Source organism: Mesoterricola silvestris (assembly GCF_030295405.1).
Classification (GTDB): domain Bacteria; phylum Acidobacteriota; class Holophagae; order Holophagales; family Holophagaceae; genus Mesoterricola; species Mesoterricola silvestris.
The window spans coordinates 2,021,412-2,047,315 of record NZ_AP027080.1; the positions used below are offsets into that span (position 1 = coordinate 2,021,412).

The window sequence follows — 25,904 nt, forward strand, 5'->3', positions numbered from 1 at the left end:
TAGAGGCCCTCCAGGGCTTGAAAGTGATTCCCATTGGCGATCGGCGGCATCCTCAGCGGCTCTCCTTCGCCCAGGCGCCTCCTGGGAAGGCCCGAGGCCTCGGATCTCGTGGCCGCTCGCCTGCCTTGGATCCTGGGGGGAGGCCTGGTGTGGGTGCTGATGATCACCCTGCGCCTGCTCTGGCTCCAGGGGGTGCAGCACACGTACTACCGGCTCCGGGCCGAGCGCCAGCACACCACCGTGGTGCCCATCGCCCCCATCCGGGGTGAGCTGAGGGACCGCCGGGGCGGCTCCCTGGCCATTTCCCTGAAGGTCGACAGCCTCTTCGCCAACCCGCCGTCCTTCTATCCGGACTTCCGGGCCGGGAAGGGCGACACGGAGCGGAACTGGGGCGAGCCGGACCGGCAGAGCGCCCAGAAGGTGGCGGCCCAGCTGGCGCCCATCCTGGAGATGTCCCGGGCCTCCATCCTGGAGCGGCTCCTGCGCAAGAAGCCCTTCGTGTGGCTCGAGCGCCAGCTTCCCGCCAGCAAAGTGGCCGCCATCAAGGCCCTGAAGATCGACGGCGTGGACTTCCTGCCCGAAAGCAAGCGCCACTACCCCCGGGGGAGCCTGGCCTGCCAGATCGTCGGGTTCATCAATATCGACGGCCAGGGCCAGCTGGGCATCGAACGCACCTTCGACGAGCAGCTCGCGGGCAAGCCCGGCGAGCTCATCGCCCCCCGGGACGCCAAGGGGCGGCTCCTCATCATGCAGGAGAACTACGCCAAGGTCCCGGTGAACGGGTCCACCCTCCAGCTCACCATCGATTCCACCATCCAGCACATCGTGGAGGAGGCCCTGGAGGAGGGCGTGCGGCGCAGCCACCCCGCCACCGCCTACGCCGTGGTGGTGGATCCCCAGACCGGGGAGATCCTGGCCATGGCCGGCACCCCCACCTTCGACCCCAACCACATCATGCCCAAGCGCTTCCTCAACCGGTCCGAATCCGAATGGACCGCGGCCGAGAAGGAGGACTACAAGCGCGAGATGGAGCGCCAGAAGGCCGCGCGCAAGGTGCACCCGGTGGAGGACAGCTACGAGCCCGGCTCCACCATGAAGATCTTCACGGCGGCCATGGCCCTGGAGGAGCACAAGGTGCACCTGGGCGAGATGATCGCCTGCGAGGCGGGGAGGTGGAAGTACGCCGACAAGGTGGTCACCGACACCCACAGCCACGGCACCATCCCCTTCGAGGCGGTGCTCTGGCAGAGCTCCAACATCGGCGCCGCCAAGATCGGGCTGCGCCTGGACCCGGCGGTGCACTTCCAGTACCTGCGCAAGTTCGGCTTCGGCGAGACCACGGGCCTGAATTTCCCGGGGGAGACCGCCGGGCGCCTCCAGGCCCCGGACCGGTGGAGCCGCACCACCCAGCTCACCATGAGCTACGGCTACGGCCTCTCCGCCTCCCCCCTGCAGGTGCTCATGGCCGGGTGCGTCCTGGCCAACGGCGGCAAGCTCATGCAGCCCTACATCATCCAGAAGATCTTCAACGACCAGGGCAACCTGCTCCAGGAATTCAAGCCCAAGGTCAAGGAGCAGGTGATCAGCGAGGAGACCTCCGCCATGATGCGCGAGGCCCTCAAGGGCGTCATCACCAACGGCACCGGCAAGATGGCCAAGCTCGACGGGAACATCGAGGCCTTCGGCAAGACCGGCACCTCCCGCAAGCTCGTCAACGGCCAGTACGAGATGCGCCGCCACTACGCCTCCTTCCTGGGCTTCTTCCCGGCCGACAAGCCGCAGTACGGCATGCTCTTCATGCTGGACGACCCCGCCGGGGACGCCACGGGCGGCGACGTGGCGGCCCCGCTCTTCAAGAAGATCGGCGACGCCATCATGCGCTACCGCCTCTCCCTGCCGGATTCGGGGCAGGAGGCCGACCTCAAGCTGGGCCTCCGGGACTGGCCCGTGAGCGAGAACGACGAGGCGGTGGTGCACGTGGAGATCGGGAAGGTCCCCGACCTCAAGGGCCTCACCCTCAAGGCCGCCATCCTGCGGGTGGTCATGGCGGGGGGCGTGCCCAAGCTGGACGGCCTGGGCGACGGCGGCGGCAGGGCCTTCCGGGTGGATGGCCAGGACCCCGCGCCGGGTTCGGCCCTGGAACCCAACGGCGCCGTGAAGATCAAGCTGAGGGCCCCATGAAGTTCAGCGAATGGATGCGGGATCAGGACGTGTTCGCGGCCGCCGGCGCCGACCCCGAGGTGGCCCACGTCACCTGCGACAGCCGCGAGGCCGGCCCCGGATGGGCCTTCGTGGCCCTCAAGGGGGAGGTGCGGGACGGGGCGGATTTCGTGCCCGCCGCCCTGGCCCAGGGGGCCAGCGCCATCCTCGCCGACCGGGACCTGGCCGTGCAGGCGCCCTTCGCGCGCCTGGGCCACGGCCGGCGCACCATGGCCCACTTGGCCCGGCGCCTGTACGGGCAGCCCGACCTGGCCCTGGCCCTCATCGGCGTCACCGGCACCAACGGCAAGACCACCACCACCACCCTCATCCGGCAGCTCCTGCGGGGCTCGGGCCTGGGCTGCGGCCTGGTGGGCACCGTCCTCAACGCGGCCGGGGACCTGGAGGAGGAGGCCACCCGCACCACCCCCGAAAGCCCCGCCTTCTACCGCTGGCTGCGGCGCTCCGTGGAGGCCGGCGACGCCGCCTCGGCGGTGGAGGTGTCCAGCCACAGCCTCATGCTGGACCGGGTGGAGGGCGCGCGGTTCAAGGTGGGGCTCTTCACCAACCTCACCCAGGACCACCTGGACTTCCACGGGGACATGGAGACCTACTTCGAGGCCAAGGCCCGGCTCTTCACCCAGTGCGGGACCGCCCTGGCCAACGCCGACGACCCCTACGGCAGGCGGCTCCTGGACCGGCCCGGGGTGCTGGGGTACGCCATCGAGGGCCCCGGCGCCTACCGGGCCGAGGACCTGGTCCTGACCCCCACGGGCACCTCCTTCCGCCTCGCCGCGCCCGGGGGGGCCTTTGAGGTGGCCAGCCCCCTCCTGGGGCGCTTCAACGCCTACAACCTGCTGGCGGCCCTGGCGGCCCTGGCGGAGGCGGGCTTCCAGCTGCCCGCCCTGATTCCGGCCGTGAAGGGCCTCACCGGCGCCCCGGGGCGCCTGGACCGGGTGGACTGCGGCCAGGCCTTCGGCGTCATGGTGGATTACGCCCACACCCCCGACGCCCTGGAGAAGCTGCTCCTGGAGGGCCGGCGCCTCCTGCCCCCGGGAGGGCGGCTCCACGTGCTCTTCGGCTGCGGCGGGGACCGGGACCGCACCAAGCGCCCCATCATGGCCGCCGCGGTGGCGGCCCGGGCCGACGTGCTCTGGCACACCTCCGACAACACCCGGGGCGAGGACCCCGAGCGGATCCTGGACGACGCGGCCCAGGGCGTCCCCGAGGGGCTGCGGGCCGATCCGGAACGCTACCACCGCGTGGCGGACCGCGCCCTGGCGGTGACCGAGGCCCTCGCGGCCTGCCGCCCCGGGGACCTGCTGCTCCTGGCCGGCAAGGGCCACGAGCCCTACCAGGACATCCGCGGCACCAAGCACCCCTACAGCGACCGCGGCGCCGTGGAGGCCGTCCTCCAGGGCCGCGCGGTGCCCCGCCCCTGGGCGGTGACGGCATGAGCGGCCTCTGGAGCCTCGCCGAGGCCGGCGCCCGGGTGGGCGGAACCCTCGTGGGCGACGGGGAGGTGGTCCCCGCGGCCCTGTCCATGGACACCCGCACCCTGGGGCCCGGCAGCTGCTTCGTGGCCATCCGGGGCCAGCGGGACGGCCACGATTTCGCCCCGGCGGCGGTGGCCGCCGGGGCGGGCTCGATCCTGGCCGACCACGAACTGGCCGTGCCGGTGCCCCAGCTCCTGGTGCCCGACACCCTGGCCGCGCTGCAGCGGTGGGGCCAGGCCCGGCTCGAGGCCTTCCGGCCCCCGCACGTGTTCGCCGTCACGGGTTCCGTGGGCAAGACCGGCACCAAGGAGCTCCTGGCCGCCGCCACCGGCGCCTGGAAGACCCCGGGCAACCGCAACAACACCCTGGGCCTGCCCGAGGCCCTGGCCACGCTGCCCGCGGGCGTGCCCGCGGTGGTGCTGGAAATGGGCATGAGCACCCCGGGCGAGATCCGCCGGCTCACGGAGATCGCGCCCCCGGACCTGGGGCTCATCACCAACATCGGCCAGACCCACATGGAGAACTTCGTGGACGGCCAGGAGGGCATCGCCCGGGCCAAGGGCGAACTGGTGGCGGGGCTGCGTCCCGGGGGCCAATGGGTGCACCTGGCCGGCGACAGCTGGTGCCGCTGGGTGGCCATGCAGCCCTGGGCCCGGGCCCGGGCCGTGCCCGTGGGCCGCGGCAGCGCCTTCGGGTGGCAGGACGAGGAATCCCTGGGCCTGCTGGGGGAGCGCTTCGAGCTGCGGTTCCCCGGGGGGACGGTGCCGGTGCGCCTGCGCCTGCGGGGTTCCCACCACGTGCGCAACGCCGCCCTGGCGGGGTCCCTGGCCATCCTGGCCGGCTATGCCCCCGGGGCGGTGGCCCAGGCCATGGGCGAGGTGGACGCGGGCCCCGGCCGGGGGCGCCTCCACGCCCTCCGGGGCGGCGGCTGGCTCCTGGACGAAAGCTACAACGCCATCCAGGAATCCATCCTGGCCTGCGGCCGGGCCCTCCTGACCCTGGAGGGCGGGGACGCCGTGGCCGTGCTGGGCTGCATGCGGGAACTGGGGCCGGGAGCCGCGGCCGTGCACCGGGAGACCGGCGAAGGCCTGCGGGCCCTGGGCTTCGGCCGCGTCCTGGTCTACGGGGACCAGGCCCAGGCCCTGGCCGAGGGCTTCGGCCCCGGGGCCAAGGCCTTCCCCGACTTCGAATCCCTTCGCGACGACGCCCCGGGCCTGGGTTCCATCCCGGCGGGCGCGCGCATCCTCGTCAAAGGCAGCCGGTTCTGGCGTTCGGAACGGGCCGTCGAGTGGCTACTCGAAACCTTCTCTTCCGGAAAACCATGATCCCCTGGCTCCTCCTCCCCTTCCGCGACGCCCTCCCGGGCTTCACCGTGTTCCGCTACATCACCTTCCGGGCCGCCATGGCCGCGGCGACGGCCATGGTCCTCTCCATCCTCCTGGGACCCTGGGTGATCCGCACCCTCACCCGGCTGAAGATGGGCCAGCCCATCCTGGAGGACAGCCCGGACACGCACCAGGCCAAGGCCGGCACCCCCACCATGGGCGGCCTGCTCATCGTGGGCACCATCCTGGCGTCGACCCTGCTGTGGTGCGAATTCCACAGCGGCGGCATCTGGGTGGCCCTGGTGTCCCTGGTGGGCTTCTGCGCCGTGGGCGCCATCGACGATACGCGAAAGCTCCTGCGCAAGCAGAACCTGGGCCTGCGCAGCTGGCAGAAGATGCTGCTGCTGGTGGCCATCACCCTGCTGGTGTCCTGGCTCATCCTCCACTTCAATCTGCGGGGCACGGCCACCAGCCACCTCTCGGTGCCCTTCTTCAAGAAGTTCCGCCCCGACGTGGGGGTCTTCCTGGTGCCCTGGATCTGCCTGGTGGTGGTGGGCACCAGCAACGCCGTGAACCTCACGGACGGCCTGGACGGCCTGGCCATCGGCGGCACCCTCATCGTGGCCGCCACCTTCGCCATCCTGGCCTACGTGGCCGGCAACGCGAAGATGGCCCAGTACCTCTTCGTCCCCTTCGTGCCCGGGGGCGGCGAACTGGCCGTGTTCCTGGGCGCCATGAGCGGCGCCTCCCTGGGCTTCCTGTGGTTCAACGCCCACCCCGCCGAAGTCTTCATGGGCGACACCGGCTCCCTGGCCCTGGGCGGCGCCCTGGGCACCGTGGCCATCATGATCAAGCAGGAACTGCTCCTGGTCATCGCCGGCGGCCTCTTCGTGCTGGAGGCCATGAGCGTGATCCTGCAGGTGGGCAGCTTCAAGCTGCGCGGCGGCAAGCGCATCTTCCGCATGGCCCCCTTCCACCACCACCTGGAGCTGGGCGGGCTGAAGGAGACCAAGGTGGTGATCCGGCTGTGGATCACGGCCATCGTCTGCTGCATGCTGGCGCTCAGTTCCCTCAAGCTCCGGTAGCCGGGATCGCCGGAAGGAGATCGTCTGGATGCGCTGGTGACCCTCGTCGAAGCCTATGAGCGAATCCACTTCCCCATGGACCTGCCTGACCCCATCGAAGCGATCAAGTTCGTGATGGAGCAACGCGGGCTGAGTCCGAAGGACCTTGTGCCGGCCATTGGGCGGATGAACCGGGTGTATGAGGTCCTGAACCGCACCCGGCCTCTCACCCTCGCGATGATCCGGAACCTTCATGAAACCTTCGGCATACCAGCGGAGAGCCTGATCAAGCAAACGGCGTGAGGCTTTGCGGAAGCCCGGGAAGACCGGGTCGGCGCCCATTCGAGAAGGAGCCCCATGTCGGAATCCTCCCGAGGCGTTCGGGGTGTGGAAACGCATCGATCGCCCGCATGGCGATCTGGTTCAACCTTTAACTTGGTTTTCTTTATCCTGCCTTTTCCCCTGAATCCGGTTAATCCCCGTTTGAACCCCGCAGGGAGTTGCCGCCATCTTGAATTGAGGTGGCCCATGGGAATCCAGGCCCCCCTCGCCGAGCAGAGATTTTTCCGGCTTCCATGGGATGAACGGAACTCGAAATCAAGGGCGTCGAGGAACTTTCGCTCCGGCCAACCTGAACTTCAGCCCTGCTGAAACTGGGATGAACGCCGATGGGTGGGATGGACGGGGATCCGCTCAACCTGGAAAAGCCCCTTCATAAGGATTTCATGACACCTCGGGGTTGCCGACACGCCTAGAAGACGAGCGGTTCGGGTTCCCCGAAGATGAAGCCCTGGCCCCAGGGGACGTCCGCGTCGATGACGGCCTGGAGTTCCTCGGTGGTCTCGATGCCTTCCACGATGTAGCCCACGCGCATGCGTTCGGCGAACCGGGACAGGGCGTTGAGCAGGGCGGCCTGGTAGGGGCGGCGGTGGATGCCGCGCACGAGGCTCTTGTCCACCTTGAAGAAATCGGGGGAGAGGTGGGCCATGTGGGCCAGGGAGGCGATGCCCGAGCCCAGGTCGTCCACGGCGATGCGCACCCCCAGGGCCCGGAGGCGCTTGGAGAAGAACTCCAGCTGGTCGAGGCTGTGGCGGGAATAGCTTTCGGTGATCTCGAAGACGACCCGGTGGGGGGGGATGGACAGGTTCCAGAGCCAGGGCTCGATCTGGTACCAGAATTCGGGGTGCTCCAGGGTCAGGGGATCCAGGTTCACGAACAGGAGGTGGTCGGTGATGGGGTGGCGCTCGAGGGTGGTGAAGATGGCCCCCAGGCACAGGAGGTCCAGGCGCACCCGGGATTCCGCCGAGAGGGAGACGTCCACCAGGAGGTCGCCCACGGTGCGCATGACGCCGGGCTGGGTCTCGAAGCGGGTGAGCACTTCCCGGGCCACCGTGGCCCCGTCCTTGAGGTCGATGATCGAATGCGTGTAGGTGACCGCGGGACGCCGGAAATCCAGAATGCTCTCGAGTAGGGATTGGTTCATCCAGCTCCGCCTTGCCGAGGTCTATTTTCACTTCTTTTGCCGCCGGTGCCAAACTGGAAGAAAGGAGTGGGCATGGGCAGGGTCGTGGTGGTGGGCGCGGGGCGTTCGGGGATGGGGGCTGCGGAGCACCTGGCGAAGGCGGGCAGGGACGTGGTGGTGACCGAGGGCAAGGCGGGCCCCGACGAGGCCGCTGCCGCTCGTTTGTCTGCTCAGGGCATCCCCGCCGTGTGGGGCTCCCATCCCATGACCCTGCTGGACGATTGCGAAGAGCTGGTGCTGAGCCCCGGGGTCAGCCCCGCCATCCCCTTCGCCGCGGAGGCCGCCCGGCGCGGGATCCCGGTCATCGGGGAGCTGGAACTGGCCCACCGGGCCCTGCGGGCCCGCCGGGACGATTCCATGGTCCTGGCCATCACCGGCACCAACGGCAAGAGCACCACCACCGATCTCACGGCCCACCTCCTCAAGCAGGCGGGCCTTCCCGCCCGGGCCTGCGGCAACCTGGGCATCCCCCTGGTGGAGGCCCTGGAGGGGGCCGAGGAGGGCACGCGCTTCGCCCTGGAATGCTCCAGCTACCAGCTGGAGACGGTGCGGGACTTCCACGCCGAAGCCGCGGCCACGCTCAATCTCACCCCGGACCACCTGGCCCGCCACGGCACCATGGAGGCCTACCGGGCCGCCAAGGTGCGGATCTTCGGCCACCAGACCCCCCGGGATCTGCGCCTGACGCCCCTGGCCGACCCCGCCTTCGAGGCCATGGCTCCGGGCGGGGGGCAGTCCGCGCATTTCGGCTGGACGGCCCCCGAGGGCCCCGGAGCCTGGTGCGATGACCACGGCACCCTCTGGCTGGTGGACGACCACGGCGAGCACCCCCTGGTGCACCGCACGCGCCTGCTGATCCCCGGCGACCACAACGTGGAGAACGCCCTGGCCGCCGCGGTGCTGGCCGGACACGGCGGCGCCGACCTGGACGCCATCCGGGAAGGGCTGCGCACCTATCCCGGGCTCGCCCACCGCATCGCCCTCTGCGGGGAGCGGGGCGGAATCAAGGCCTACAACGACTCCAAGGGCACCAACGTGGACGCCACCCTCATCGCCGCGCGGGCCCTGCCGGGGCCCCTGGTGCTGCTCCTGGGGGGCCAGGACAAGGGGAGCAGCTACGCCCCCCTGCGCGAGGCGCTCGCGGGCAAGCTGCGGTCCCTGGTGTTCCTGGGCGAAGCCATTCCCCAGCTGGAACGGGACCTGGGCGACCTGCCCCACGTGGCCGTCCAGCCCTTCGACGACGCCGTCGCCGCCGCGCTGGGCCTGGCCCGGGAGGGGGACCAGGTGCTCCTGAGCCCGGCCTGCGCCAGCTTCGACCAGTTCCGGAACTTCGAGGAGCGGGGGGAGCACTTCGAGGCGCTGATCCGCGACTGGGCCAAGGCCTGACATGGACGCCGCGGCCGAAGTGCGGTACCTCTCCCTGGCCGGCCCCGGGCCCCGGGCCGGGCGGATCCTCGTGGTGGACGCGGACCGCCAGCGCCTCGGCCTCCTGGAGGAGGGCCGCCTGAAGGCGGAGTACCGCATCTCCACGGGCGCCGCGGGCATCGGCGGCGAGGACGGCTCCTTCCGCACGCCTCCGGGCTGGCACCGCATCCACGCCCGCATCGGGGAAGGGGCCCCCGCCGGCGCCGTCTTCCGGGAGCGGGTGGCCACCGGCGCCGTCTGGGAGGGCGAACCCCTGGGGGAGGACCTGATCCTCGGCCGGATCCTCACCCTGGACGGCCTGGAGCCGGGGGTGAACCGGGGCCCCGGCGTGGATTCCCTGCAGCGCACCATCTACATCCACGGCACGAACCAGCCCGGCCTCCTGGGGACCCCGGCCTCCCACGGGTGCGTGCGCATGGCCTGCGAGGACGTGCTGGAGCTCTTCGACCGGGTGCGGGAGGGGGACCGGGTGCTCATCGCCCGGGGCCCCATGGGCCGCCTCCATTTCGCCGGGGCCGGGGGCAGCGGCATGAGCGCCCTGGCCCAGTTCGCGGTGCGGGAGGGGCCCGTGAGCGGCAGCGACCGCGGCTTCGACCAGGGGCGCAACCCCGGGGGCCGGGCCCTGCTGGAGCAGGCCGGCGTGGCCATCCTCCCCCAGGACGGCTCCGGGGTCCAGGGCGCCGCGGCGGTGGTGTACTCCACCGCCGTGGAGGAGGAGGTGCCCGATATCCGGGAGGCGCGCCGCCTGGGGATCCCCCTCCTCCACCGGTCCGAACTGCTGGCCCACTACGTGGGGCGGTACCGGACCCTGGCCTTCTCGGGCACCAGCGGCAAGTCCACGTCGGTGGCCATGGCCTTCGAGATCCTGCGCGGGGCGGGCCGCGACCCCTCCGTCATCACCGGCGGCGACCTGCGCGCCCTGCGGGCCCAGGGGCTCTTGGGCAACGCCTGGGCCGGGGGCTCGGACCTGCTGGTGATCGAGGCCGACGAGAGCGACGGATCCCTGGTGCGGTACCGCCCCGCCGTGGGCGTCGTCCTGAACCTGCAGAAGGACCACAAGGCCATGGAGGAGGTGGCGGCCATGTTCGCCACCTTCAGGGCCCAGGCGCGGGAGGCCTTCTGCGTGGGGGACGCCCCGAACCTGGAGGCGCTGGCCAAGGACGCCCTGGTGTTCGGGCCGGGGTCCCGGGCGGACCTCCGGTGCGAGAACGTGGAGGAGGGCCCGGAGGGGTGCGCCTTCACGGTGCGGGGCGTGCGGTTCCACGTGCCCGTCCCCGGGCTGCACAACGTGGAGAACGCCCTGGCCGCCATCGCCGGGTGCTTCTCCGTGGGCGTGCCGCTGCCGGCCATGGCCGCGCCGCTGGCGGGCTTCCAGGGCGTCGCCCGGCGTTTCCAGAGCCTGGGCACGGCCCGGGGCGTGGAGGTGGTGGACGATTTCGCCCACAACCCCGCCAAGATCGCCGCCTCCCTTCGCACCGCGCGCCACCGCGGGACCCGCGTGCTGGCGGTGTTCCAGCCCCATGGCTTCGGCCCCCTGCGCTTCCTCCGCAGGGAGTTCGTGGAGGCCTTCGCCCAGGGCCTGCGCCCCGGGGACCGGTTCTGGATGCTGGACGTCTTCTACGCCGGCGGCACCGTCACCCGGGACATCTCCTCGGAGGATGTGGTGGCCGATATCCGCGCCCAGGGGGCCCCGGCCCTCCATGCCCCCTCCCGGGAGGGCCTCGTGGCGACCCTCGCGGCCGAGGCCCGGCCCGGGGATATCGTCCTGATCATGGGCGCTCGCGACCCCTCGCTCACGGACCTGGCCCAGGCCGTGCTGGCGGCGCTCCGGAGCCCTGGGCCCTGACGGGCGATCCCGCGCGTCCGCCGGGGATGCTTTTTTTTCCCCTTGAATCCCATACATCGGCGTTCATCCCTGTTCCGCAGGGCCAGCGACAGGTTGGGCAGGCGCCTCCCGAGCGCGGGTCCGCCGCCCCATCCCTGCCCTGGCCCTGCGGAACAGGGATGAACGCCGATTATTGGGATGAATGGGGAGCCCTTCGTCTGGCGGTGGCGGATAATTTATTTATATTATGCCATGCTCCTCGCCCTGGCCCTCCCCGCGCTCCTCCTCCTGGAATCCCCTCCCCGGCCCTCCCCCCGGAGCCTGGTTGATTTTCGCCTTGATCAACCCCCGGAACCCCGCGTCCAGCCGGCCTGGATCCTCCCCGATCCGCCGGATCCGCCGGTGCCCAAGGGCCGGGACGGTTCGGGGGACATCTGGGGCTACGCCCCCGAGGCTTCCCTCAGCTCCGGTCGCCCAGGGAAAGGACCAGCACCGCGGCGATGACCAGGGCCCCCCCGGCGAGCTGGGGCGCCCGGAGGTGCTCGCCCAGGAGCAGGGCGCCCAGGAGGGCCGCGGCCACGGGCTCCACGGTGCAGGCGATGGAGGCCTGGGTGGCGCTGATGCGGGAGAGGCCTTCCATGACGAGCACGGTGGGCACCACGGTGCCCAGCACCGCCAGGCCCGCCACGCTGGCCCAGGCGCCGGCGCCCAGGGCGGGGTGGATCCCCCCCAGGAAGGGCGCCAGGGCCAGGAAGACCAGGGTGGCGAAGGTGCTGATCCAGAGGGTGGACACCAGGGCGGGGACGCCCCGCTGGAGCCGGGCCCCCAGGAACATGTAGAAGGCGTAGCCCACGGAGCTGGCCAGGCCCAGGGCGACGCCCAGGGGGTCCAGGCGCGTGGCGGGGAAGCCGATGGCCAGGGCGATCCCGCCCAGGGCGAGCACCAGGGCCAGGAGGCCGCCCCTGCCGGGGCGCTCCCCGCGCAGGAGCCAGGCCAGGACCAGGACATGGGCGGGGTAGAGGTAGAGCAGCAGCACCGTCAGGGCCACCGGGATCCGGCGGCTGGACACGAAGAACAGCCCGGCCTCCAGCACGAAAAGGGCGCCCATGAGGGCCAGCCCCCCGAGCCGGGCCCGGGGGAGGCGGACCCCGTGGCGCCGGGGCACCAGGGCCCACAGGAGGAGCGCGGCCAGGGCGAAGCGCAGGGCCAGCGCGGTGGGAACGTCCACCCCCCGGGCGGCGGCGAAGCGGTTGAAGATGCCGATGGAGGCGAAGCTGCAGCCCGCCAGCACCACCAGGAGGATGCCGCCGGTGCGGGCGCGGGCCTCCGCCCTCACCGGGAGCGCATGAGGAGAAGGCCTTCCACCGCGGGGATATCCGCGGGGACGTCCACGCCCAGGCTCAGGTGCGGCGTGCGGGCCACCCCGATGGCCATGCCCGCCGCCAGGGCCCGGAGCTGTTCGAGCATCTCGAGCTTCTCGAGGGGATGGGGGGGCAGGGCGGTGAAGGCGCGCAGGGCCTCGGGCCGGTAGCCGTAGATCCCCAGGTGGCGCAGGTAGGTCTCCAGGTGCTGGGGGCTCAGCCAGGGGCGGAAGTCGGCCAGGAAGAGGGTGCTGTTGCGCAGGTAGGGGATGGGGCTGCGGCTGAAGTAGAGGGCGCGGCTGTGGTCGTCCAGCACCACCTTGACGTTGTTGGGGTTGAAGAGTTCCTCCGCGCTGGTGAAGGGGCAGGCGGCCGTCGCCATGGGCAGGCCCGGGTTCCGCTCCAGGAGGCTCACCACGCCGGCGATGGTGGAAGGGTGCATGGCGGGTTCGTCGCCCTGGATGTTGAGCACCACGTCGAAGGGCTCGCCCAGGGCGTCGTAGGCCGCGGCCACCCGGTCCGTGCCCGAGGGCAGCGCCGGGTCCGTGAGGACCACCCGGCCTCCGAATCCCTCCACCGCCGCGGCGATGCGCGCGTCGTCCGTGGCCACCACCACCGCGTCCACGCCCGGCGCGTCCCGGGCCGCCTCCCAGACCCACTGGATCATGGGCCGCCCGGAAATGAGGGCCAGGGGCTTGCCGGGAAACCGGGAGGCCTGGAATCGGGAAGGAAGGACGGCGAGCGTGCGCATGGGAGCGGCCTTTCGGTGACGGTTTGATCATAGCAAGGCCGAGGCCCCATGGGCTTCCGGGGCCCGATGCCCGCTGCCCAGGAACTCCTGCGTGGAAAATTCGCGGCCGATCACGCACAATCAAGGGTTTGGCTAGCAGGATCAGACACCGGAGGTTCCATTGACTCGAAGGTTCGCCATTCCCGTGGGCATCACCGCGACGGGCCAGCACTACCCCGATCGGATCGTCACCAACGATGAGCTTTCGAAGATGGTCGACACCAGCAACGAGTGGATCCTCTCCCGCACCGGCATCCGCCACCGCCGCTGGGTCGAGCCCGGCACCGGCTCCTCCGACCTGGGCGTGGCCGCCCTGCGCATGGCCCTGGAACGCCGGGGCATGGGCGCCGACGAACTGGACGCCATCATCTGCTGCACCGTGACCCCCGACATGTTCTTCCCGTGCACCGCCGCCCTCATCCAGGACAAGATCGGCGCCTCCAACTGCTTCGGGTTCGACATGAACGCGGCCTGCTCCAGCTTCCTGTTCGGCATGACCACCGGGGCCAGCCTCATCGCCGGCGGCACCGTGAAGAAGGTGGCCGTGGTGGGCTGCGACGTGATGACCTCCATCATGGATCCCACGAACCGCAACACCGCCGTGCTCTTCGGGGACGGCGCGGGCGCCGTGATCCTGGAGCAGGTGGAGGAGGGCCACGGCATCCTGGACTACGAGCACGAGATCGCGGGCTTCGGCGCCCCCTTCCTCTGCATGAAGGCGGGCGGCTCCCTGCGCCCGGCCACCGCGGAGACCGTGGCCAACCGGGAGCACTTCATCCACCAGGACGGCAAGGAGGTCTACAAGAACGCCGTGCGGGAGATGGCCGAAGTGAGCCGGCTCATGCTGGACCGCAACAACATCAGCCCCGCCGACCTGGCCCTGTTCGTGCCCCACCAGGCCAACCTGCGCATCATGGACGCCGCCGCCAAGCGGCTGGAACTCCCCTACGACCGCATGGCCAGCAACATCGCCGAGTACGCCAACACCACCTCCGCCACCCTGCCCACCGCGCTGCACCAGTCCCTGGAGGCCGGGAAGGTCAAGAAGGGCGATCTGATCGTCTTCGCCGCCTTCGGCGCCGGGTTCACCTGGGGCGGGACCCTCATGCGCTGGGCCGTGTGAGGATCATCGCGGGCACCCTCAAGGGCCGGCGCCTGGCGGCCCCGGAGGGATCCCTGGCGGTTCGCCCAACGGCCGACCGTGCCCGGGAGGCCCTCTTCTCCATCCTCCAGAAATGGCCCATGGGCCCCTTCCTGGACCTGTACGCCGGCACCGGCGCGGTGGGCCTGGAGGCCCTGTCCCGGGGGTTCGCCCCGGTGACCCTGGTGGAGAAGGCCCCCGAGGCCCTGAAGTGCCTGAGCGCCAATGCCCGGGGCGCCGATGCCCGGGTCCTGGCCCAGGACGTCCGGCGCCTGGGCCCGGAGGCCTTCTCCGGCCTGGCGGTGGCCTTCGCGGACCCGCCCTACGAGGCGGCCCTGGAGGCCTGGGGCCTCCTGGGATCCCGGATCGCGGGGTGGCTGGCCCCGGACGGGATCCTGGTCTTCGAGGCCGGCGCCGGGACCGCCCTCCCCGCGGCCCCGGGCCTGGAGGAGGTGGAAACCCGCCGGTACGGGGCCGCGGAGTTCCATATCTTCCGCTTGGCGCGCTGAGGTCTGGTTAAACTTCTCGGATGCCGCGGGTATCCATCAAGACCAAGCTGAGCGCCGTCATCAGCATCCTGGTGCTGGCCTTCGGGCTGTTCAACCTGGTCTACATCCCCCTCACCGTCAAGCGCCAGTTCCAGGCCCAGGCGGAAGCCAGCCTGCACATGGTGGCCGAGACCGCCAGCTACGCCCTGGCCTCGGCCATGGAGCACCGCGACCGCACGGAGGTCGCCCGGATCCTGGAGGGCGTCAAGAACATCCCCTCCTTCAGCTTCTCGGTGGTCTTCGACGAGAAGGGCGCGGCCGTGGACGAATCCCCGGCGGCCCCCTCCTGGGTGGCCGCCTATGCCCGCACCGACGGCAGGACCGGCACCCGCCTGCGCGCCTCCGACGGCATCCTGGTGGCGACCTCGCCCATCTTCTTCCGCGGCGCCTCCGGGGACCACGTGGGAACCCTGGTGGTGGGCTTCACCACGGACGAGATCCGGCAGATGGTGCGCGCCAACATCCGCCAGGCGCTCTGGGTGGGCGGCACCGCGGTGGGCGTGGCCATGCTCCTGGGCATCTACCTGGCCAGGCTCTACATCCGTCCCCTGGTCACCCTGACCGAGGCCGTGCAGCAGGTGGCAAGCGGCAACCTCCAGGGCATGGCCGTGGGGGCCACCTCCCACGACGAGCTGGGGGTCCTGGGCCGGAGCTTCGAGGTGATGACCAACAAGCTGAGGATCAGCCGGGACGAGATCGAGCTCCAGAACAAGCTCCTGGAATCCCGCGTCCACGAGCGCACCGGGCAGCTTCTGGAGACCATCTGGGAGCTGGAGGAGATCCGCGCCAACCTGGAAAAGCTCGTGCAGGAGCGCACCCGGGGCCTGGAGCAGTCCCGGGCCGAGCTGAAGGCCTGGGCAGGCACCCTGGAGGAGAAGGTGCAGGAGAAGACCCAGGAGCTCACCGAGGTCAACGACAGCCTCCTGGTGAGCCTCCAGCGGCTTCAGGAACTGGACCGCATCAAGAGCGAATTCCTCGCCAACATGAGCCACGAGCTGCGCACCCCGCTCAACGCCGTCATCGGCTTCTCGGGCCTGCTCCTGCAGGAGGGGGAGGGGAGGATCCCTCCGGACGTGAAGATGGACCTGGGCATCATCCACCAGAACGGCCGCAACCTCCTGGGCATGATCGACTCCATCCTTGACCTTTCCAAGATCGAGGCGGGCCGGTTCGAGCTGGACCTGGTCCCCATGGACCCGGGGCCGGCCCTGGACGAGGTGGCCGCCATGGCCACGGGCCTGATCGCGAACCGCCCCATCGCCTTCACCGTCGAGGTCCTGGGCGGGCCCTTCCGGATCCTGGGGGACACCGCCCGCTTCCGGCAGGTGGTCACCAACCTGGTGGGCAACGCCATCAAGTTCACCGCGCAGGGTTCCGTGGGGGTGCGCATGGAGCGCGCCGGGGACCGCCTGCGCATCGCCATCCGGGACACGGGCATCGGCATGAACGAGGACGAGATCCAGAGGCTCTTCAGGCCCTTCCAGCAGGTCGACGGCAGCATCACGCGCCGCTTCGGCGGCACGGGCCTGGGCCTCGCCCTCTCCCAGCGCCTGGCCATGGCCATGGACGGAAGGATCACCGTTGAAAGCGAAAAGGGCAGGGGGAGCACCTTCACGGTGGACCTTCCGCTCCTGCCGGAGGCCCACCCATGACCGCGCCCAGGATCCTCTGCATCGAGGACAACTTCGTGAACTGGAGGCTGGTGCAGCGCCTGCTCACCCAGGCCGGCTACGACATGCACTGGGCCGAGGAGGGCCTCAAGGGCTTCGAGCTGGCCCGGGAGCTCAAGCCCGCCCTGGTGCTCCTGGACATCAACCTCCCGGGCCTGTCGGGGTTCGAGGTGGCCACCAAGTTCAAGCACGATCCCGAGCTCAAGGCGGTGCCCCTGGTGGCCCTCACCGCCAAGACCCAGAAGGCCGAGCGCGAAACGGCCCTGGTGGCCGGCTGCGACGGATTCATCCCCAAGCCCCTGGACCCCTTCACTTTCGTCGACCAGGTGGGGGCCTTCCTCCAGGGCCGCCGGGAGGAGCTGGAGAAGGCCCTGGAGGCCCCGGCCCTGCGCCAGTTCAACGTCCAGATGCTCGAGCACCTGGAGCTGCAGCTCAAGGAGGCCCAGGAGGCCAACCGCAAGCTCACCGAGGCCCGGGCCGCGCTGGAACAGCGCAGCGGCAGCCTCTCGCGGCTCCTGGCCCTGAGCCGCGAGATCCTCACGGAGCACGACCCCAGGACCCTCCTCCTGCGCATCCTCTCCGAAGTGCGGGCCGAGGTGGGCGCCACGGGCCTCACGGCGTACCGGCTGCACACCAGCGGCAGCTACTACGACGGCGTCCGCTGGAACGGGGAGACCTTCGACGCCCTGCCGGTGCTTCCCCTCGGCCACACCTTCGTGGTGCGGGCCTGGTCCATGGGGGCCGCGGGCATCCTCCACGGGGAAGCCCTGCGGAGCAGCCGCCTCTGGGAGGAGGGGCTGGACCTGGGCCTCTGGCCGCCCATGGGCAACGTGGCCCTGGTGGTGCTCCGCACCCACCAGGACGGGCAGGAGATCGCCGGCTTCTGGATCCTCAGCCGCCCCGCGGACCGGCCCTTCCTGGCCCAGGAGCTGGAAATGGCCACCCTCCATGCCAGCATCGCCCTGGTGAGCCTGGAGAACGCCGAGCTCATCGAGAACCTCAACAACAGCACCCGGGCCCTGGCCTCGAGCTACGAGCGCATCGAAGGCGCCTACCAGGACCTCCAGAACGCCCGGGCCGACCTGAACCGCCGGGACCGGCAGGCCCTCCTGGGCGACCTGTTCACCAAGATCGCCCAGCGCCTGGAGGCCCCCGTGCAGAGCCTGCACCAGCAGAGCCAGGTGCTGGACCACCTCCCCGCCCCCGACGGCAACGGCCTGCCCGAGGCCCACCCCCGGGCCCTGGCCGAGATCCGGGAGGCCGTGTCCAAGATCGACGGCCTCCTGAAGGCCCTGCTGAGGCGGGTGGGCCGGGAAGCCCCCAGCAAGCCCGAGTGGCTGGACCTCCACGACCTCATCCAGCAGGAACTGGAGCTGCTCCAGGCCGAGGGCGTCATCCCCGCCGAGGTGGAGGTCGTCCAGGACCTCCGGGCCCGGGTGCCCCTCATCTACGGCGTGTACGGGGACTTCGCCAGCACCCTGCTCAACGTGGTGCACCACGCCCTGGGCGGACCGACCCCGTCCCCGGTCCTCGCCATCCGGTCCACCCGCACCGAGGAGGCCTTCCTCCTCCAGGTCAACGACGAGGGCGGCGCCATCCCTCCCTCCGAACTGGAAATGGCCTTCGAGCCCTTCTCGGGCCTCCACCAGCAGGCCGTGATGGGCGTCCGGAGCCCCGGCGAAGGCCTGGCCGTGTGCAGGCAGCTCCTGGCCGCCTACCAGGGCGAAGTGGACCTCATAAACCTCGGCGAAGGCACCTCCCTGACGCTGAAGATACCCCTCCGCTAGGGGGGGGGGCGGCCCTTGGGGCGTTCGGCTTTGACGGTCCTTCCCTGCCGGGGGCCGCGGGCCGTCACGGACCGGTTCCACCCGTCCATTGCGACCCACCGGGGTCCCGACCCCTTGCGCCGACCCATCGGTAGCGCCAGCAGCAAGCTGCTGCTGGCGCTTGCCGTCATCCGATGGGGTCAGGTGGATGAGGAAGTGGGGCGCGCGGACTCCCGGCAATCGTACGGGCCGTGCGCTGAAGGAGTGCCTCCCACGTTCTCGACCAGCTTAGGTCATTGGATAACGGCAAGCGCCAGCAGCAGCTTGCTGCTGGCGCTACCGATGGGTCGGCGCAAGGTGTTGGGACACCGGTGGGTCGCGGTTTACCGGTGGGACCGGGCGGTGACGGTCCGCGGCCGCCGGCAGGCAGGCTTGGGCGGGACAGAAGGGCCCAGGTGCGCCGAGGGCCCCGGCCAAGGGGAGGCCGGGGCCCTCGGTGGCGGGGTGGCTACTTGAGTTCCTTGAGGAATTCCTTGACCTCGCCGGCCTTCTTGCCGGTGGGGGCGATTTCCATGTACTTCTTGAAGGCTTCCTTGGCGGCCTTGGGGTTCTCCAGGCTGAACTCCACCACGCCCAGCAGCCAGTAGCTGTCGGCGAACTTGGGGTCGGTCGCGATGGCCTTGGTGACGAAGGCCTTGGCTTCCTTGAACTTGCTGGCGTTGAAGGCGGCGACGCCGTCGTTGTAGGCCAGTTCGGGGCGGGGGCCCATGATGGCGTCGATGGCGGCCTGGTAGGTCTTGACGCCCTCGGCGTCGTTCTTCACCTTGGCGATGTCCAGGAGGGCCACGAGGATGCGCTGGTCCTTGGGGTTGCGCTTGTAGGCGTTCACCAGGTAGGGCTCGGCCTTGAGCATCTGGGCCTGCTGGGTGGGGTCGGCCTTGCCGGTCTCGTAGAGGGTTATGCCCAGGACCCGCTCCACCGTGGGGAGGTTCTTTTCGATGGTGGCCCGGGACTCGGCGTCCTTGAGGTCCACCAGGGCCTGGTTGAAGTCGGCCAGGGCGGAGGTGACCAGGGGCAGGGCCTCCGCGTAGTTCTGGGCGTTGTAGAGTTCAACCGCGGCGTTGAAGGAGGCGGACGCGGCCATGGACTTGCCTTCGCCGGGGGGCAGGTTGGCGAGGTTCGCCTTGAGGGCCTCGTCCGAGGCCTGCTGGGGGGTGAGCAGGACGATATTGATGGTGGTGATGTCCGCGAGCTTGACCTTCAGATTCTGCTTCTGGGTCTGGTAGCCGGGGGCCGAAACGGAGAAGGTGAAGTCCTTGGGTTCAAGGCCCACCTGCAGGTAGGTGCCCTTTTCGTCCGTTTTGATCTCCTTGGTCCAGTTGATGTCGGAGCGGCTCATGGTGATGATGGCCCCGGCCACGGGCTTGCCTTCCTTGTTGGTGACCTTGCCGCCGATCCGGCCGGTGCTTTCGGCCGCCAGCGTCAGGCAGACCGCAGGGATCATGATGGCCGTAATGAGGTTTCGCATATTGCCTCCGAATAACCCCATGGTCCCATTTATGCAAGGGTTTGAGAAGTGGGCCGGAGGTGAACTGTGATACGCTGCCTTCAACCCACGGAGTGACCATGATTGCAACGGTTACACGGTCGTCCACGCACGCGTTGGAATCCGTGACCGCCAGAATGCTCAGCGCAGTGATAAATGCTTCAAATAAAAGCGTTAGAGTTCTCCTGGGCGTCCTTCTCCTGGTGATGGCCGGCGGCCTGTGCGCTGCCGTCCCCGAGCCCGCCCCCCGGGTCCACCAGGACCTGCTCCCCGCCGTGGCCCTGAGCCACTGCGCGGAGCGGCTCAAGCCCGCCTTCCGTTCCGGGGACCCCGCCGCCATCCAGGCCGCGGTCCAGGACGTGGAGCTTCTGCGCCGGACCTACGGAACCCTGGACGTGCTGCCCCTGGTGGAGGCCATGGCCATCTACGCCCGGGACCTGGGCGCCCAGGGCGAGCCGGCCCTGGGCCTGAAGGTGGTCGACACCGTGGAACGCTGGGCGCCCCGGTACCCGACCCTCCTGGGCACCCGGGTCATCCTCATGCGCCAGCAGGGCCCCCAGGGGTACCTGTGGAGCATCGCCGACGTGCTGGAGCTGACCCGGCTCCGCCTGGCCAATCCCTACCACCGCTGGCTTTGGGCCGTCCAGCACCTGGCCTGGGTGCGGCTCATGGCCACCCTGCTCCTGTGGGGATTCGCCCTCACCCTGGCCATCCGGTACCGCCGGGTGTTCCGCAACATCTGGGAGGAGCCGCTGCGGCGCGGCGCCATGAACCCGCACGTGATGGCGCTCCTGGGGGCCTTCCTGATCACGCTGCCGGTGATCTTCGGCCTGGACCCCGGCATCGTCGCCATGGTCTGGCTCTGGCTGCTGGCGCCCTTCCTCCTGCCCCTGGAGATCCGGGCGACCCTCCTGATCCTCCTGCTGCAGCTGGTCCATCCGGCCCTGTCCCTCCTGGAGCCCATGGCCGCCGTGCGGCCCAGCCCCAGCATCGTGACCCTCCAGCTGCGGCCCCAGGCCCAGACGGGAATGGAACATGCCCTGTCCCTCCTGCCCCAGGACGACCGCACCTTCCTGGAGGGCTGGCGCCAGCTGCAGTTCCAGGAATGGTCCCGGGCCCTGGCCACCTTCGGGTCCCTGCGCAAGACCCATCCCGACCGCGCCGAGGTCCTCAACAACCTGGGCGTGGCCAAATACCAGCTGGGCGACCTCACCGGGGCCCAGGCCTGCTTCGACGAGGCCGCCCTCCTGGGGCCGGACCGGGGCGAAATCCTCCTGAACCAGAGCGTGGTGGCCTTCCGGCAGATGGACGGGCCCCTGGGCTTCGCCAAGCAGGAGGATGCCAGGCGGATCGCCCCGGACACCTTCAACCGGATCCTGGCCGCCAATCAGGCCCGCAACGACCAGCGCACCTTCGCCCTCCCCCTTCCGGACAACCCGGCCCGGGTGGCCGTCCTGGCCAGTGCCCAGGAGGCGCCCGCCGACCGAGGGCCTGGCCGCGCCCGGGACCTGCTCCTGATCTTCAACTTCTGCCTTCCCATCGCGGCCGCGGTGGCCTTCTATTTCCGCCTCAAGAAGAGCATCAGCGAGGCGCACCCGTCCCAGTGCACCCGGTGCGGCGACCCCTTCCACACCACCGACAGCCCGGATGCCTTCGTGTGCTCCAAGTGCCATCACCTCTTCGTGCTCAAGGACGGGCTCCACGGGGAGAGCCGCAAGCGGAAGGTGGAGGAGGTGGGATCCTTCCAGTCCGCCCAGCGCTGGCTGCACCGGAGCCTCATCCTGCTGCTGCCCGGGGCGGACCTGGTGCTCATCGGGGAGACCCGGGAGGGCCTGCTGGAGTATTCCTTCCTGTGCTTCGCCCTGGGCGTCGTTCTCGCCACGGGGCGGTCCGTGCGCTACTCCGGGGAGGTTCTGCCGGATCCGGCTTCCATCTGGATGCCCCTGGGGCTTATGCTGCTGGCGGTGCTGTTTCTTCGCTCCTGGTTGAAGCTCCTGCCGAGAAGGGGATAGGCGAATGGCTCTGGAAGGCTCGCTCCGCGATTTCGATCTCTTTTCCCTGTTCAACATGATCAAGACCCAGGGGAAGAGCGGGACCCTGGTGCTCTCCCGCGCCCAGGAGTTCGTGAAGATCTTCTTCGACCAGGGGGAGATCGTCGGCTGCGATTCCAACCAGGTGCGCATGGAGGACCGGGTGGGCGCCATGCTGGTGCGCCTGGGGCGGCTTTCGGGCGAAGAGCTCATGGCCATGATCCACCGCCAGCGCCAGACCCTCAAGCGCATGGGCACCCTCCTCCTGGAATCGGGCCGGGTTTCGCCCCAGGATCTCCAGGACGCCCTGTTCAACCAGGCCATGTCCATCATCTACCGCACCTTCCGGTGGGTGGAGGGGGACTACCGCTTCGATTCCATCCTGCCCCAGGAGCTGGACCGGGAGAATTTCCCCGCCATCCCGGTGGACACCGTCCTCATGGAGGCGGCGCGGATCATGGACGAGTGGCCCGAGGTCCAGCGCCGCCTCCCCGACAACGGCCTCCCGCTGCGCAAGACCGCCTACGGCGCGGGCCTGAACCTGGACATCGACAAGGACCTCTCCCAGGTGCTGGACGGCGCGTCCATGAACGTGGAGGGCTCGGGCCTCACCCACGAGCAGGAGACGGTGCTCACCTACTTCTCCAGCTCCACCAGCATCCAGAACGTGCTCCAGATCAGCCGCTACGACGAGCTGGACACCTGCAAGATGATCGCCCAGCTCCTGGAGGCCGGGATCCTGGAGGTCTCGTCGGAGGCCGAGGAGCGCAAGCCCTCCGTGTGGGTCCTGCCCCCCGCCATGATGGGCCGGGAGGCCGCTCCCCCCCAGGGCCCGTCCTGGCTGTTCTGGCCCGCCGTGGTCCTCTTCCTGGCGTTCCCCCTGGCCTTCTACGTGCCCCATTCCAGGGCCTCCGCCAACCAGGGCCTGGCCAGCCTCCAGCGCGCCGATGTGCAGGTGTCCACGGACCCCGCCACCATGGCCCGCCAGGTGTGGGCCTTCCGCATGGCCTCCCCCGCCGACGGCGGCCGGAAGCTGGCGGAATCCCTGGGCATCGCCCTGGATCCCCACCTGGTCATCCCGGATCTCAGCCGGCAGCCCAATCCGTTGGTGCCCACGCCCCAGGACAAGGACCTGGATCCCGCGCCGGCCACCTAGGATGCGTTTCGCCGCAAACCCTTCGCCCCGCCTGGAACTCTTCCAGGATCCCGACGCCTTCCTCCAGCTCGCGCTGGTCAGACTGGACCTCCTGTTCGAGGCCGATCCGGCGCGGCGCAAGCAGCTTCGGGAACTGGAACAGGTGCTTGAAGGGCTGGAGTGGGATTGGCCCCTTCCGCCCGCCCAGCGCATCCGCAGGCACAGGCCCCTGGACCTGGGGGACGTATTCCGGAAATCCGTGGAACTGACCGCCAGCGACATCCCGGGCCGGTTCCGCCACGCCCCTGGAACCCGCACCCAAAGCTAATAAGGCGTCATTTTTTTCTTTTCCCAGCGCCCCAGCGAGCCCTCTGCGCCCCAGCGTTTGATCCTTTCCTGGAATTCCCGGCGCGATTGTAACAATCGCGCCGGGGGAACCTAGAAAAAATCAAACGCTGGGGCGCAGAGGGCTCGCTGGGGCGCTGGGAAAAGCAGGATCTTTTACACGGTCAGAATGGTCCTACTCCGGTTCGATCACATCCAGCCGCGGCTTGCGGGGACGGGCGAACCAGGCCACCAGGACGGAGACGAAATAGAGGGCCTCCAGCACCACCCCGAAGAAGATCGTCGTGACGATGACGTCGCCCGGGGTCAGGAAGGCGCTGATGGTGAAGATGGCCACCGTGGCGTGGCGCCAGTACTTCAGCAGCCAGGTGGCGGTGACCAGGCGGAAGCGCGCCAGGAAGAACACCAGCACCGGCAGCTCGAACATGAGGCCCGTGCCCACCACCGTGTAGATGAAGAGGTCCAGGTAGTCCTCCAGGTGCAGGTTGGTGCGCAGTCCGGCCTGCATGGCCTCCTTGAAGAGGATGTCCCCCAGGAAGGCGAAGGCGTTCCAGTAGGCGAAGGCGGCCCCCCCCAGGAAGCAGCCGGTGGTCACCAGGACGAAGGGGATCGCGAAGCGCCGCTCGCGGCTGTAGAGCCCGGGCTTGATGAAGCCCCAGATCTGGCCGAAGAGGAAGGGCGCCGCCACGAAGATCGCGGCCCACACGGCCAGCCTCATGAGGGAGAAGAAGGGCTCCGTGAGGCTGGTGTAGGCGAAGGGATCGAAGACCGTGGGGATCGGCAGGTGGGCGGCCTGGGCCTGGGCGATGGCGTGCTTCTTGAACGTTTCCATGAAGGGCTTCTGGGCCCATACCATGAGCCGGAAACGGAAGAAGTAGGTCAGGGCGAAGGCCCCCGCGACGATGAGCAGGCTGCGGATGAGCCGCACCCGCAGCTCGTGCAGGTGCTCCCAGAAGGACATCTGGTTGGGTGGCGTTTCGGGTGTCGTCATGAAGGGGAGGTCGGGCGCCCCGAGCTATTTCTTCTCGGACGGGTTGCTGCCGACGTCCTCCTTGACGGAGTCGGTGATCTCGCGGCTGGCCTTCTTGAACTCCTGGATCCCCTTGCCCAGAGCCTTGCCCAGTTCGGGCAGCTTGGAGGGGCCGAAGAAGATCAGCAGCAGGATGCCGATCAGAAGCATTTCCGTCAAACCGAGATTGCCCATGGGTCCTTCTCCTTGATCTGGTCAGAGGCTTCGAGGCGCCAACGCGGACCTGAGGCCATCGTCAGGTTGGCACGATTCGGCGCCTTAGGGGTAAGTTTATGCCTGGGAAACGGTTACGCGGCCGATGGAATGGTAGGTCCAGCCCGCGGCCTTCATGGCCTCCGGCCGGAACAGGTTCCGTCCGTCGAACATCACCTTGGCCTTCAGGAGGCCGCCCACCTTCTCCAGGTCCGCGGCGGCGTACTGGGGCCACTCGGTGGCGATGAGCAGGGCGTCGGCGCCCCTGCAGGCCTCCATGAAGTCCGCGGCGTACTCCACCCGGTCCCCCAGCTTGGCCTTGACGTTCTCCATGGCCTCGAAGTCGTGCACCACGACCCGGGCGCCCAGGGACGCGAGGCTGTCGATGAGCTCCATGCTCATGGCCTCGCGGATGTCGTCCGTGTGGGCCTTGAAGGCCAGGCCCCACAGGGCGAACCTGCGCCCCGCCAGCGGCGCGGGGGCCCCCGAGGCGCAATCGTAGTGGGCGCGCACCTTCAGGGCCAGCACCTGCTTCTGGTGGCGGTTGGCCTCCACCGTGGCTTCCAGGGCCCGCAGGGGATGGGCGTTCTCCCGGCCCACCTTCAGGAGGGCCTGGAGGTCCTTGGGGAAGCAGCTTCCGCCGAATCCGGGGCCGGGGTTCAGGAAGAATTTCCCGATGCGGTGGTCGCTGCCGATGCCCTGCTTGACGAAATCCACGTCCGCGCCCACCTTCTCGCACAGGCCGGCGATCTCGTTGATGAAGCTGATGCGCAGCGCGAGCATGGCGTTGGCGGCGTACTTGGTCAGTTCGGCGCTGGGGGGGTCCATGCGGAGCCACTGGCCGCCGCTGGCCTCCAGGAATTTCCCGTAGAGCCCCTTCATCACGGCGGCGGCATGATCCGTCCTGCAGCCCACCACGACCCGGTCGGGCCGGATGAAATCGTCGATGGCGCATCCCTCGCGCAGGAATTCGGGATTGGACACCACCTCGAAGGGGCGGTCCGTCTTGGCCGCGATGGCCGCGTGCACCCGGGCCGCGGTGCCCACGGGGACGGTGCTCTTGTCCACCACCACGAGGGGCTTGGCGTCCAGGGGGCGCAGGGCCATGGCCGATCCGATGGCGCCGGCCACCGAGAGCACGTACTGCAGGTCCGCGCTGCCGTCCTCGCTCTGGGGCGTGCCCACGCAGATGAAGGCGGCGTCGGCCGCGGCGATGCCGTCGCTGAGATCGAGGCTGAAGGCCAGGGAACCCGAGGCCTGGTGCCGCGCCAGGAGCTCGTCCAGGCCCGGCTCGTAGATGGGGGAGACGCCTTCGCGGATCTTGGCGATCTTGCCCGCGTCGTTGTCGATGCCCAGCACGCGGTGCCCGGCTTCCGCGAAGCCGGCCGCGGCCACAAGGCCCACATATCCAGTGCCGATGACCAGGATCTGCATTCTCTTCCTCTCGCTGTGTGACGGTGTCGCGCAGGGGCGCACCCCTTCAAGTGTATCCGT

At 69.7% G+C, this 25,904-nt stretch carries 20 protein-coding genes and 1 pseudogene; 14 read left to right on the plus strand and 7 right to left on the minus strand.

Features of this window, described 5'->3' with window-relative positions; genetic code table 11:
* The first annotated feature begins 33 nt into the window (after nucleotides 1–33).
* From R2J76_RS08760 to R2J76_RS08780, 5 genes and pseudogenes are all read left to right on the plus strand, one after another.
* Nucleotides 34–2,181: a penicillin-binding transpeptidase domain-containing protein gene (locus R2J76_RS08760; protein ID WP_316415466.1), complete on the plus strand. Its 2,148-nt coding sequence runs from the start codon at nucleotides 34–36 to the stop codon at nucleotides 2,179–2,181.
* Nucleotides 2,178–3,656, plus strand: coding sequence for a UDP-N-acetylmuramoyl-L-alanyl-D-glutamate--2,6-diaminopimelate ligase (locus R2J76_RS08765; RefSeq protein WP_316415467.1), 1,479 nt, complete (start codon nucleotides 2,178–2,180; stop codon nucleotides 3,654–3,656). The genes R2J76_RS08760 and R2J76_RS08765 overlap by 4 nt, the downstream gene beginning before the upstream one ends.
* A complete protein-coding gene (locus R2J76_RS08770) occupies nucleotides 3,653–5,020 on the plus strand; it encodes a UDP-N-acetylmuramoyl-tripeptide--D-alanyl-D-alanine ligase (protein WP_316415468.1) in 1,368 nt (455 codons plus the stop codon). The genes R2J76_RS08765 and R2J76_RS08770 overlap by 4 nt, the downstream gene beginning before the upstream one ends.
* Nucleotides 5,017–6,105: a phospho-N-acetylmuramoyl-pentapeptide-transferase gene (mraY, locus tag R2J76_RS08775; protein ID WP_316415469.1), complete on the plus strand. Its 1,089-nt coding sequence runs from the start codon at nucleotides 5,017–5,019 to the stop codon at nucleotides 6,103–6,105. The genes R2J76_RS08770 and mraY overlap by 4 nt, the downstream gene beginning before the upstream one ends.
* Nucleotides 6,106–6,387, plus strand: a pseudogene (locus tag R2J76_RS08780) (helix-turn-helix domain-containing protein); the annotation flags it as partial.
* A 448-nt stretch (nucleotides 6,388–6,835) separates the two neighbouring features.
* Here the strand turns inward: R2J76_RS08780 and R2J76_RS08785 are convergent.
* A complete protein-coding gene (locus tag R2J76_RS08785) occupies nucleotides 6,836–7,567 on the minus strand; it encodes an EAL domain-containing protein (RefSeq protein ID WP_316415471.1) in 732 nt (243 codons plus the stop codon).
* Nucleotides 7,568–7,639: 72 nt separating this feature from the next.
* Between R2J76_RS08785 and murD the strand changes: the two genes are divergently transcribed.
* The gene (gene murD, locus R2J76_RS08790) at nucleotides 7,640–8,992 is read left to right on the plus strand and encodes a UDP-N-acetylmuramoyl-L-alanine--D-glutamate ligase (RefSeq protein ID WP_316415472.1); all 1,353 of its coding nucleotides are present in this window, start codon (nucleotides 7,640–7,642) and stop codon (nucleotides 8,990–8,992) included.
* A gap of 1 nt (nucleotide 8,993) precedes the next feature.
* Nucleotides 8,994–10,877: a L,D-transpeptidase family protein gene (locus R2J76_RS08795; RefSeq protein WP_316415473.1), complete on the plus strand. Its 1,884-nt coding sequence runs from the start codon at nucleotides 8,994–8,996 to the stop codon at nucleotides 10,875–10,877.
* A gap of 439 nt (nucleotides 10,878–11,316) precedes the next feature.
* Here the strand turns inward: R2J76_RS08795 and R2J76_RS08800 are convergent, their stop codons facing one another.
* Entirely contained in the window at nucleotides 11,317–12,192 is an 876-nt protein-coding gene (locus R2J76_RS08800) for an EamA family transporter (protein ID WP_316415474.1), read from the minus strand.
* Nucleotides 12,189–12,968, minus strand: a complete 780-nt coding sequence (gene kdsB / locus R2J76_RS08805; RefSeq protein WP_316415475.1) for a 3-deoxy-manno-octulosonate cytidylyltransferase — start codon at nucleotides 12,966–12,968, stop codon at nucleotides 12,189–12,191. The genes R2J76_RS08800 and kdsB overlap by 4 nt, the downstream gene beginning before the upstream one ends.
* A 160-nt stretch (nucleotides 12,969–13,128) precedes the next feature.
* On the opposite strand from kdsB, the gene R2J76_RS08810 reads away from it, so the two are divergent.
* The 4 genes from R2J76_RS08810 to R2J76_RS08825 are packed head-to-tail and all read left to right on the plus strand — an operon-like array spanning nucleotide 13,129 to nucleotide 18,153.
* A complete protein-coding gene (locus tag R2J76_RS08810; RefSeq protein WP_316415476.1) occupies nucleotides 13,129–14,130 on the plus strand; it encodes a beta-ketoacyl-ACP synthase III in 1,002 nt (333 codons plus the stop codon).
* Entirely contained in the window at nucleotides 14,127–14,657 is a 531-nt protein-coding gene (locus R2J76_RS08815; protein ID WP_316415477.1) for an RsmD family RNA methyltransferase, read from the plus strand. Before R2J76_RS08810 ends, R2J76_RS08815 begins: the two co-directional genes overlap by 4 nt.
* A gap of 20 nt (nucleotides 14,658–14,677) precedes the next feature.
* A complete protein-coding gene (locus R2J76_RS08820; protein ID WP_316415478.1) occupies nucleotides 14,678–16,348 on the plus strand; it encodes a sensor histidine kinase in 1,671 nt (556 codons plus the stop codon).
* Nucleotides 16,345–18,153 carry a hybrid sensor histidine kinase/response regulator gene (locus tag R2J76_RS08825; protein ID WP_316415479.1) on the plus strand — a complete coding sequence of 603 codons (1,809 nt, stop codon included), beginning with the start codon at nucleotides 16,345–16,347 and terminating at the stop codon, nucleotides 18,151–18,153. The genes R2J76_RS08820 and R2J76_RS08825 overlap by 4 nt, the downstream gene beginning before the upstream one ends.
* 487 nt (nucleotides 18,154–18,640) lie before the next feature.
* Here the strand turns inward: R2J76_RS08825 and R2J76_RS08830 are convergent, their stop codons facing one another.
* On the minus strand, nucleotides 18,641–19,660 hold the full coding sequence (locus tag R2J76_RS08830; RefSeq protein ID WP_316415480.1) for a carboxypeptidase regulatory-like domain-containing protein: 1,020 nt from the start codon (nucleotides 19,658–19,660) through the stop codon (nucleotides 18,641–18,643).
* 155 nt (nucleotides 19,661–19,815) lie between these two features.
* Here R2J76_RS08830 and R2J76_RS08835 point away from each other — a divergent pair, with 155 nt between their 5' ends.
* From R2J76_RS08835 to R2J76_RS08845, 3 genes are read left to right on the plus strand one after another with little or no spacing between them, the layout of a single operon-like run.
* A complete protein-coding gene (locus tag R2J76_RS08835; RefSeq protein WP_316415481.1) occupies nucleotides 19,816–21,690 on the plus strand; it encodes a tetratricopeptide repeat protein in 1,875 nt (624 codons plus the stop codon).
* A gap of 4 nt (nucleotides 21,691–21,694) precedes the next feature.
* Nucleotides 21,695–22,864 (plus strand): DUF4388 domain-containing protein, encoded by a 1,170-nt coding sequence (locus R2J76_RS08840; RefSeq protein ID WP_316415482.1) that lies wholly within the window; start codon nucleotides 21,695–21,697, stop codon nucleotides 22,862–22,864.
* Nucleotide 22,865: 1 nt separating this feature from the next.
* Nucleotides 22,866–23,171 (plus strand): hypothetical protein, encoded by a 306-nt coding sequence (locus R2J76_RS08845; protein ID WP_316415483.1) that lies wholly within the window; start codon nucleotides 22,866–22,868, stop codon nucleotides 23,169–23,171.
* Nucleotides 23,172–23,363: 192 nt separating this feature from the next.
* Here R2J76_RS08845 and tatC read toward each other — a convergent pair whose 3' ends face one another.
* The 3 genes from tatC to R2J76_RS08860 form a co-directional block, all read right to left on the minus strand.
* Nucleotides 23,364–24,179, minus strand: a complete 816-nt coding sequence (gene tatC, locus R2J76_RS08850) for a twin-arginine translocase subunit TatC (protein WP_316415484.1) — start codon at nucleotides 24,177–24,179, stop codon at nucleotides 23,364–23,366.
* A gap of 24 nt (nucleotides 24,180–24,203) precedes the next feature.
* Nucleotides 24,204–24,392: a twin-arginine translocase TatA/TatE family subunit gene (gene tatA, locus R2J76_RS08855; protein WP_316415485.1), complete on the minus strand. Its 189-nt coding sequence runs from the start codon at nucleotides 24,390–24,392 to the stop codon at nucleotides 24,204–24,206.
* A gap of 96 nt (nucleotides 24,393–24,488) precedes the next feature.
* Nucleotides 24,489–25,844: a UDP-glucose dehydrogenase family protein gene (locus R2J76_RS08860; protein ID WP_316415486.1), complete on the minus strand. Its 1,356-nt coding sequence runs from the start codon at nucleotides 25,842–25,844 to the stop codon at nucleotides 24,489–24,491.
* Between the last annotated feature and the right edge of the window lie 60 nt (nucleotides 25,845–25,904).

Excerpts from the sequence above, each read along its gene's own strand:
- R2J76_RS08765 (WP_316415467.1), top strand. The coding sequence starts at position 2,178 with ATGAAGTTCAGCGAATGGATGCGGGATCAGGACGTGTTCGCGGCCGCC.
- R2J76_RS08770 (WP_316415468.1), top strand. The coding sequence starts at position 3,653 with ATGAGCGGCCTCTGGAGCCTCGCCGAGGCCGGCGCCCGGGTGGGCGGA.
- mraY (WP_316415469.1), top strand. The coding sequence starts at position 5,017 with ATGATCCCCTGGCTCCTCCTCCCCTTCCGCGACGCCCTCCCGGGCTTC.
- R2J76_RS08785 (WP_316415471.1), bottom strand. The coding sequence starts at position 7,567 with ATGAACCAATCCCTACTCGAGAGCATTCTGGATTTCCGGCGTCCCGCG.
- murD (WP_316415472.1), top strand. The coding sequence starts at position 7,640 with ATGGGCAGGGTCGTGGTGGTGGGCGCGGGGCGTTCGGGGATGGGGGCT.
- R2J76_RS08795 (WP_316415473.1), top strand. The coding sequence starts at position 8,994 with ATGGACGCCGCGGCCGAAGTGCGGTACCTCTCCCTGGCCGGCCCCGGG.
- kdsB (WP_316415475.1), bottom strand. The coding sequence starts at position 12,968 with ATGCGCACGCTCGCCGTCCTTCCTTCCCGATTCCAGGCCTCCCGGTTT.
- R2J76_RS08820 (WP_316415478.1), top strand. The coding sequence starts at position 14,678 with ATGCCGCGGGTATCCATCAAGACCAAGCTGAGCGCCGTCATCAGCATC.
- R2J76_RS08825 (WP_316415479.1), top strand. The coding sequence starts at position 16,345 with ATGACCGCGCCCAGGATCCTCTGCATCGAGGACAACTTCGTGAACTGG.
- R2J76_RS08830 (WP_316415480.1), bottom strand. The coding sequence starts at position 19,660 with ATGCGAAACCTCATTACGGCCATCATGATCCCTGCGGTCTGCCTGACG.
- R2J76_RS08835 (WP_316415481.1), top strand. The coding sequence starts at position 19,816 with ATGCTCAGCGCAGTGATAAATGCTTCAAATAAAAGCGTTAGAGTTCTC.
- R2J76_RS08840 (WP_316415482.1), top strand. The coding sequence starts at position 21,695 with ATGGCTCTGGAAGGCTCGCTCCGCGATTTCGATCTCTTTTCCCTGTTC.
- R2J76_RS08845 (WP_316415483.1), top strand. The coding sequence starts at position 22,866 with ATGCGTTTCGCCGCAAACCCTTCGCCCCGCCTGGAACTCTTCCAGGAT.
- tatC (WP_316415484.1), bottom strand. The coding sequence starts at position 24,179 with ATGACGACACCCGAAACGCCACCCAACCAGATGTCCTTCTGGGAGCAC.
- tatA (WP_316415485.1), bottom strand. The coding sequence starts at position 24,392 with ATGGGCAATCTCGGTTTGACGGAAATGCTTCTGATCGGCATCCTGCTG.
- R2J76_RS08860 (WP_316415486.1), bottom strand. The coding sequence starts at position 25,844 with ATGCAGATCCTGGTCATCGGCACTGGATATGTGGGCCTTGTGGCCGCG.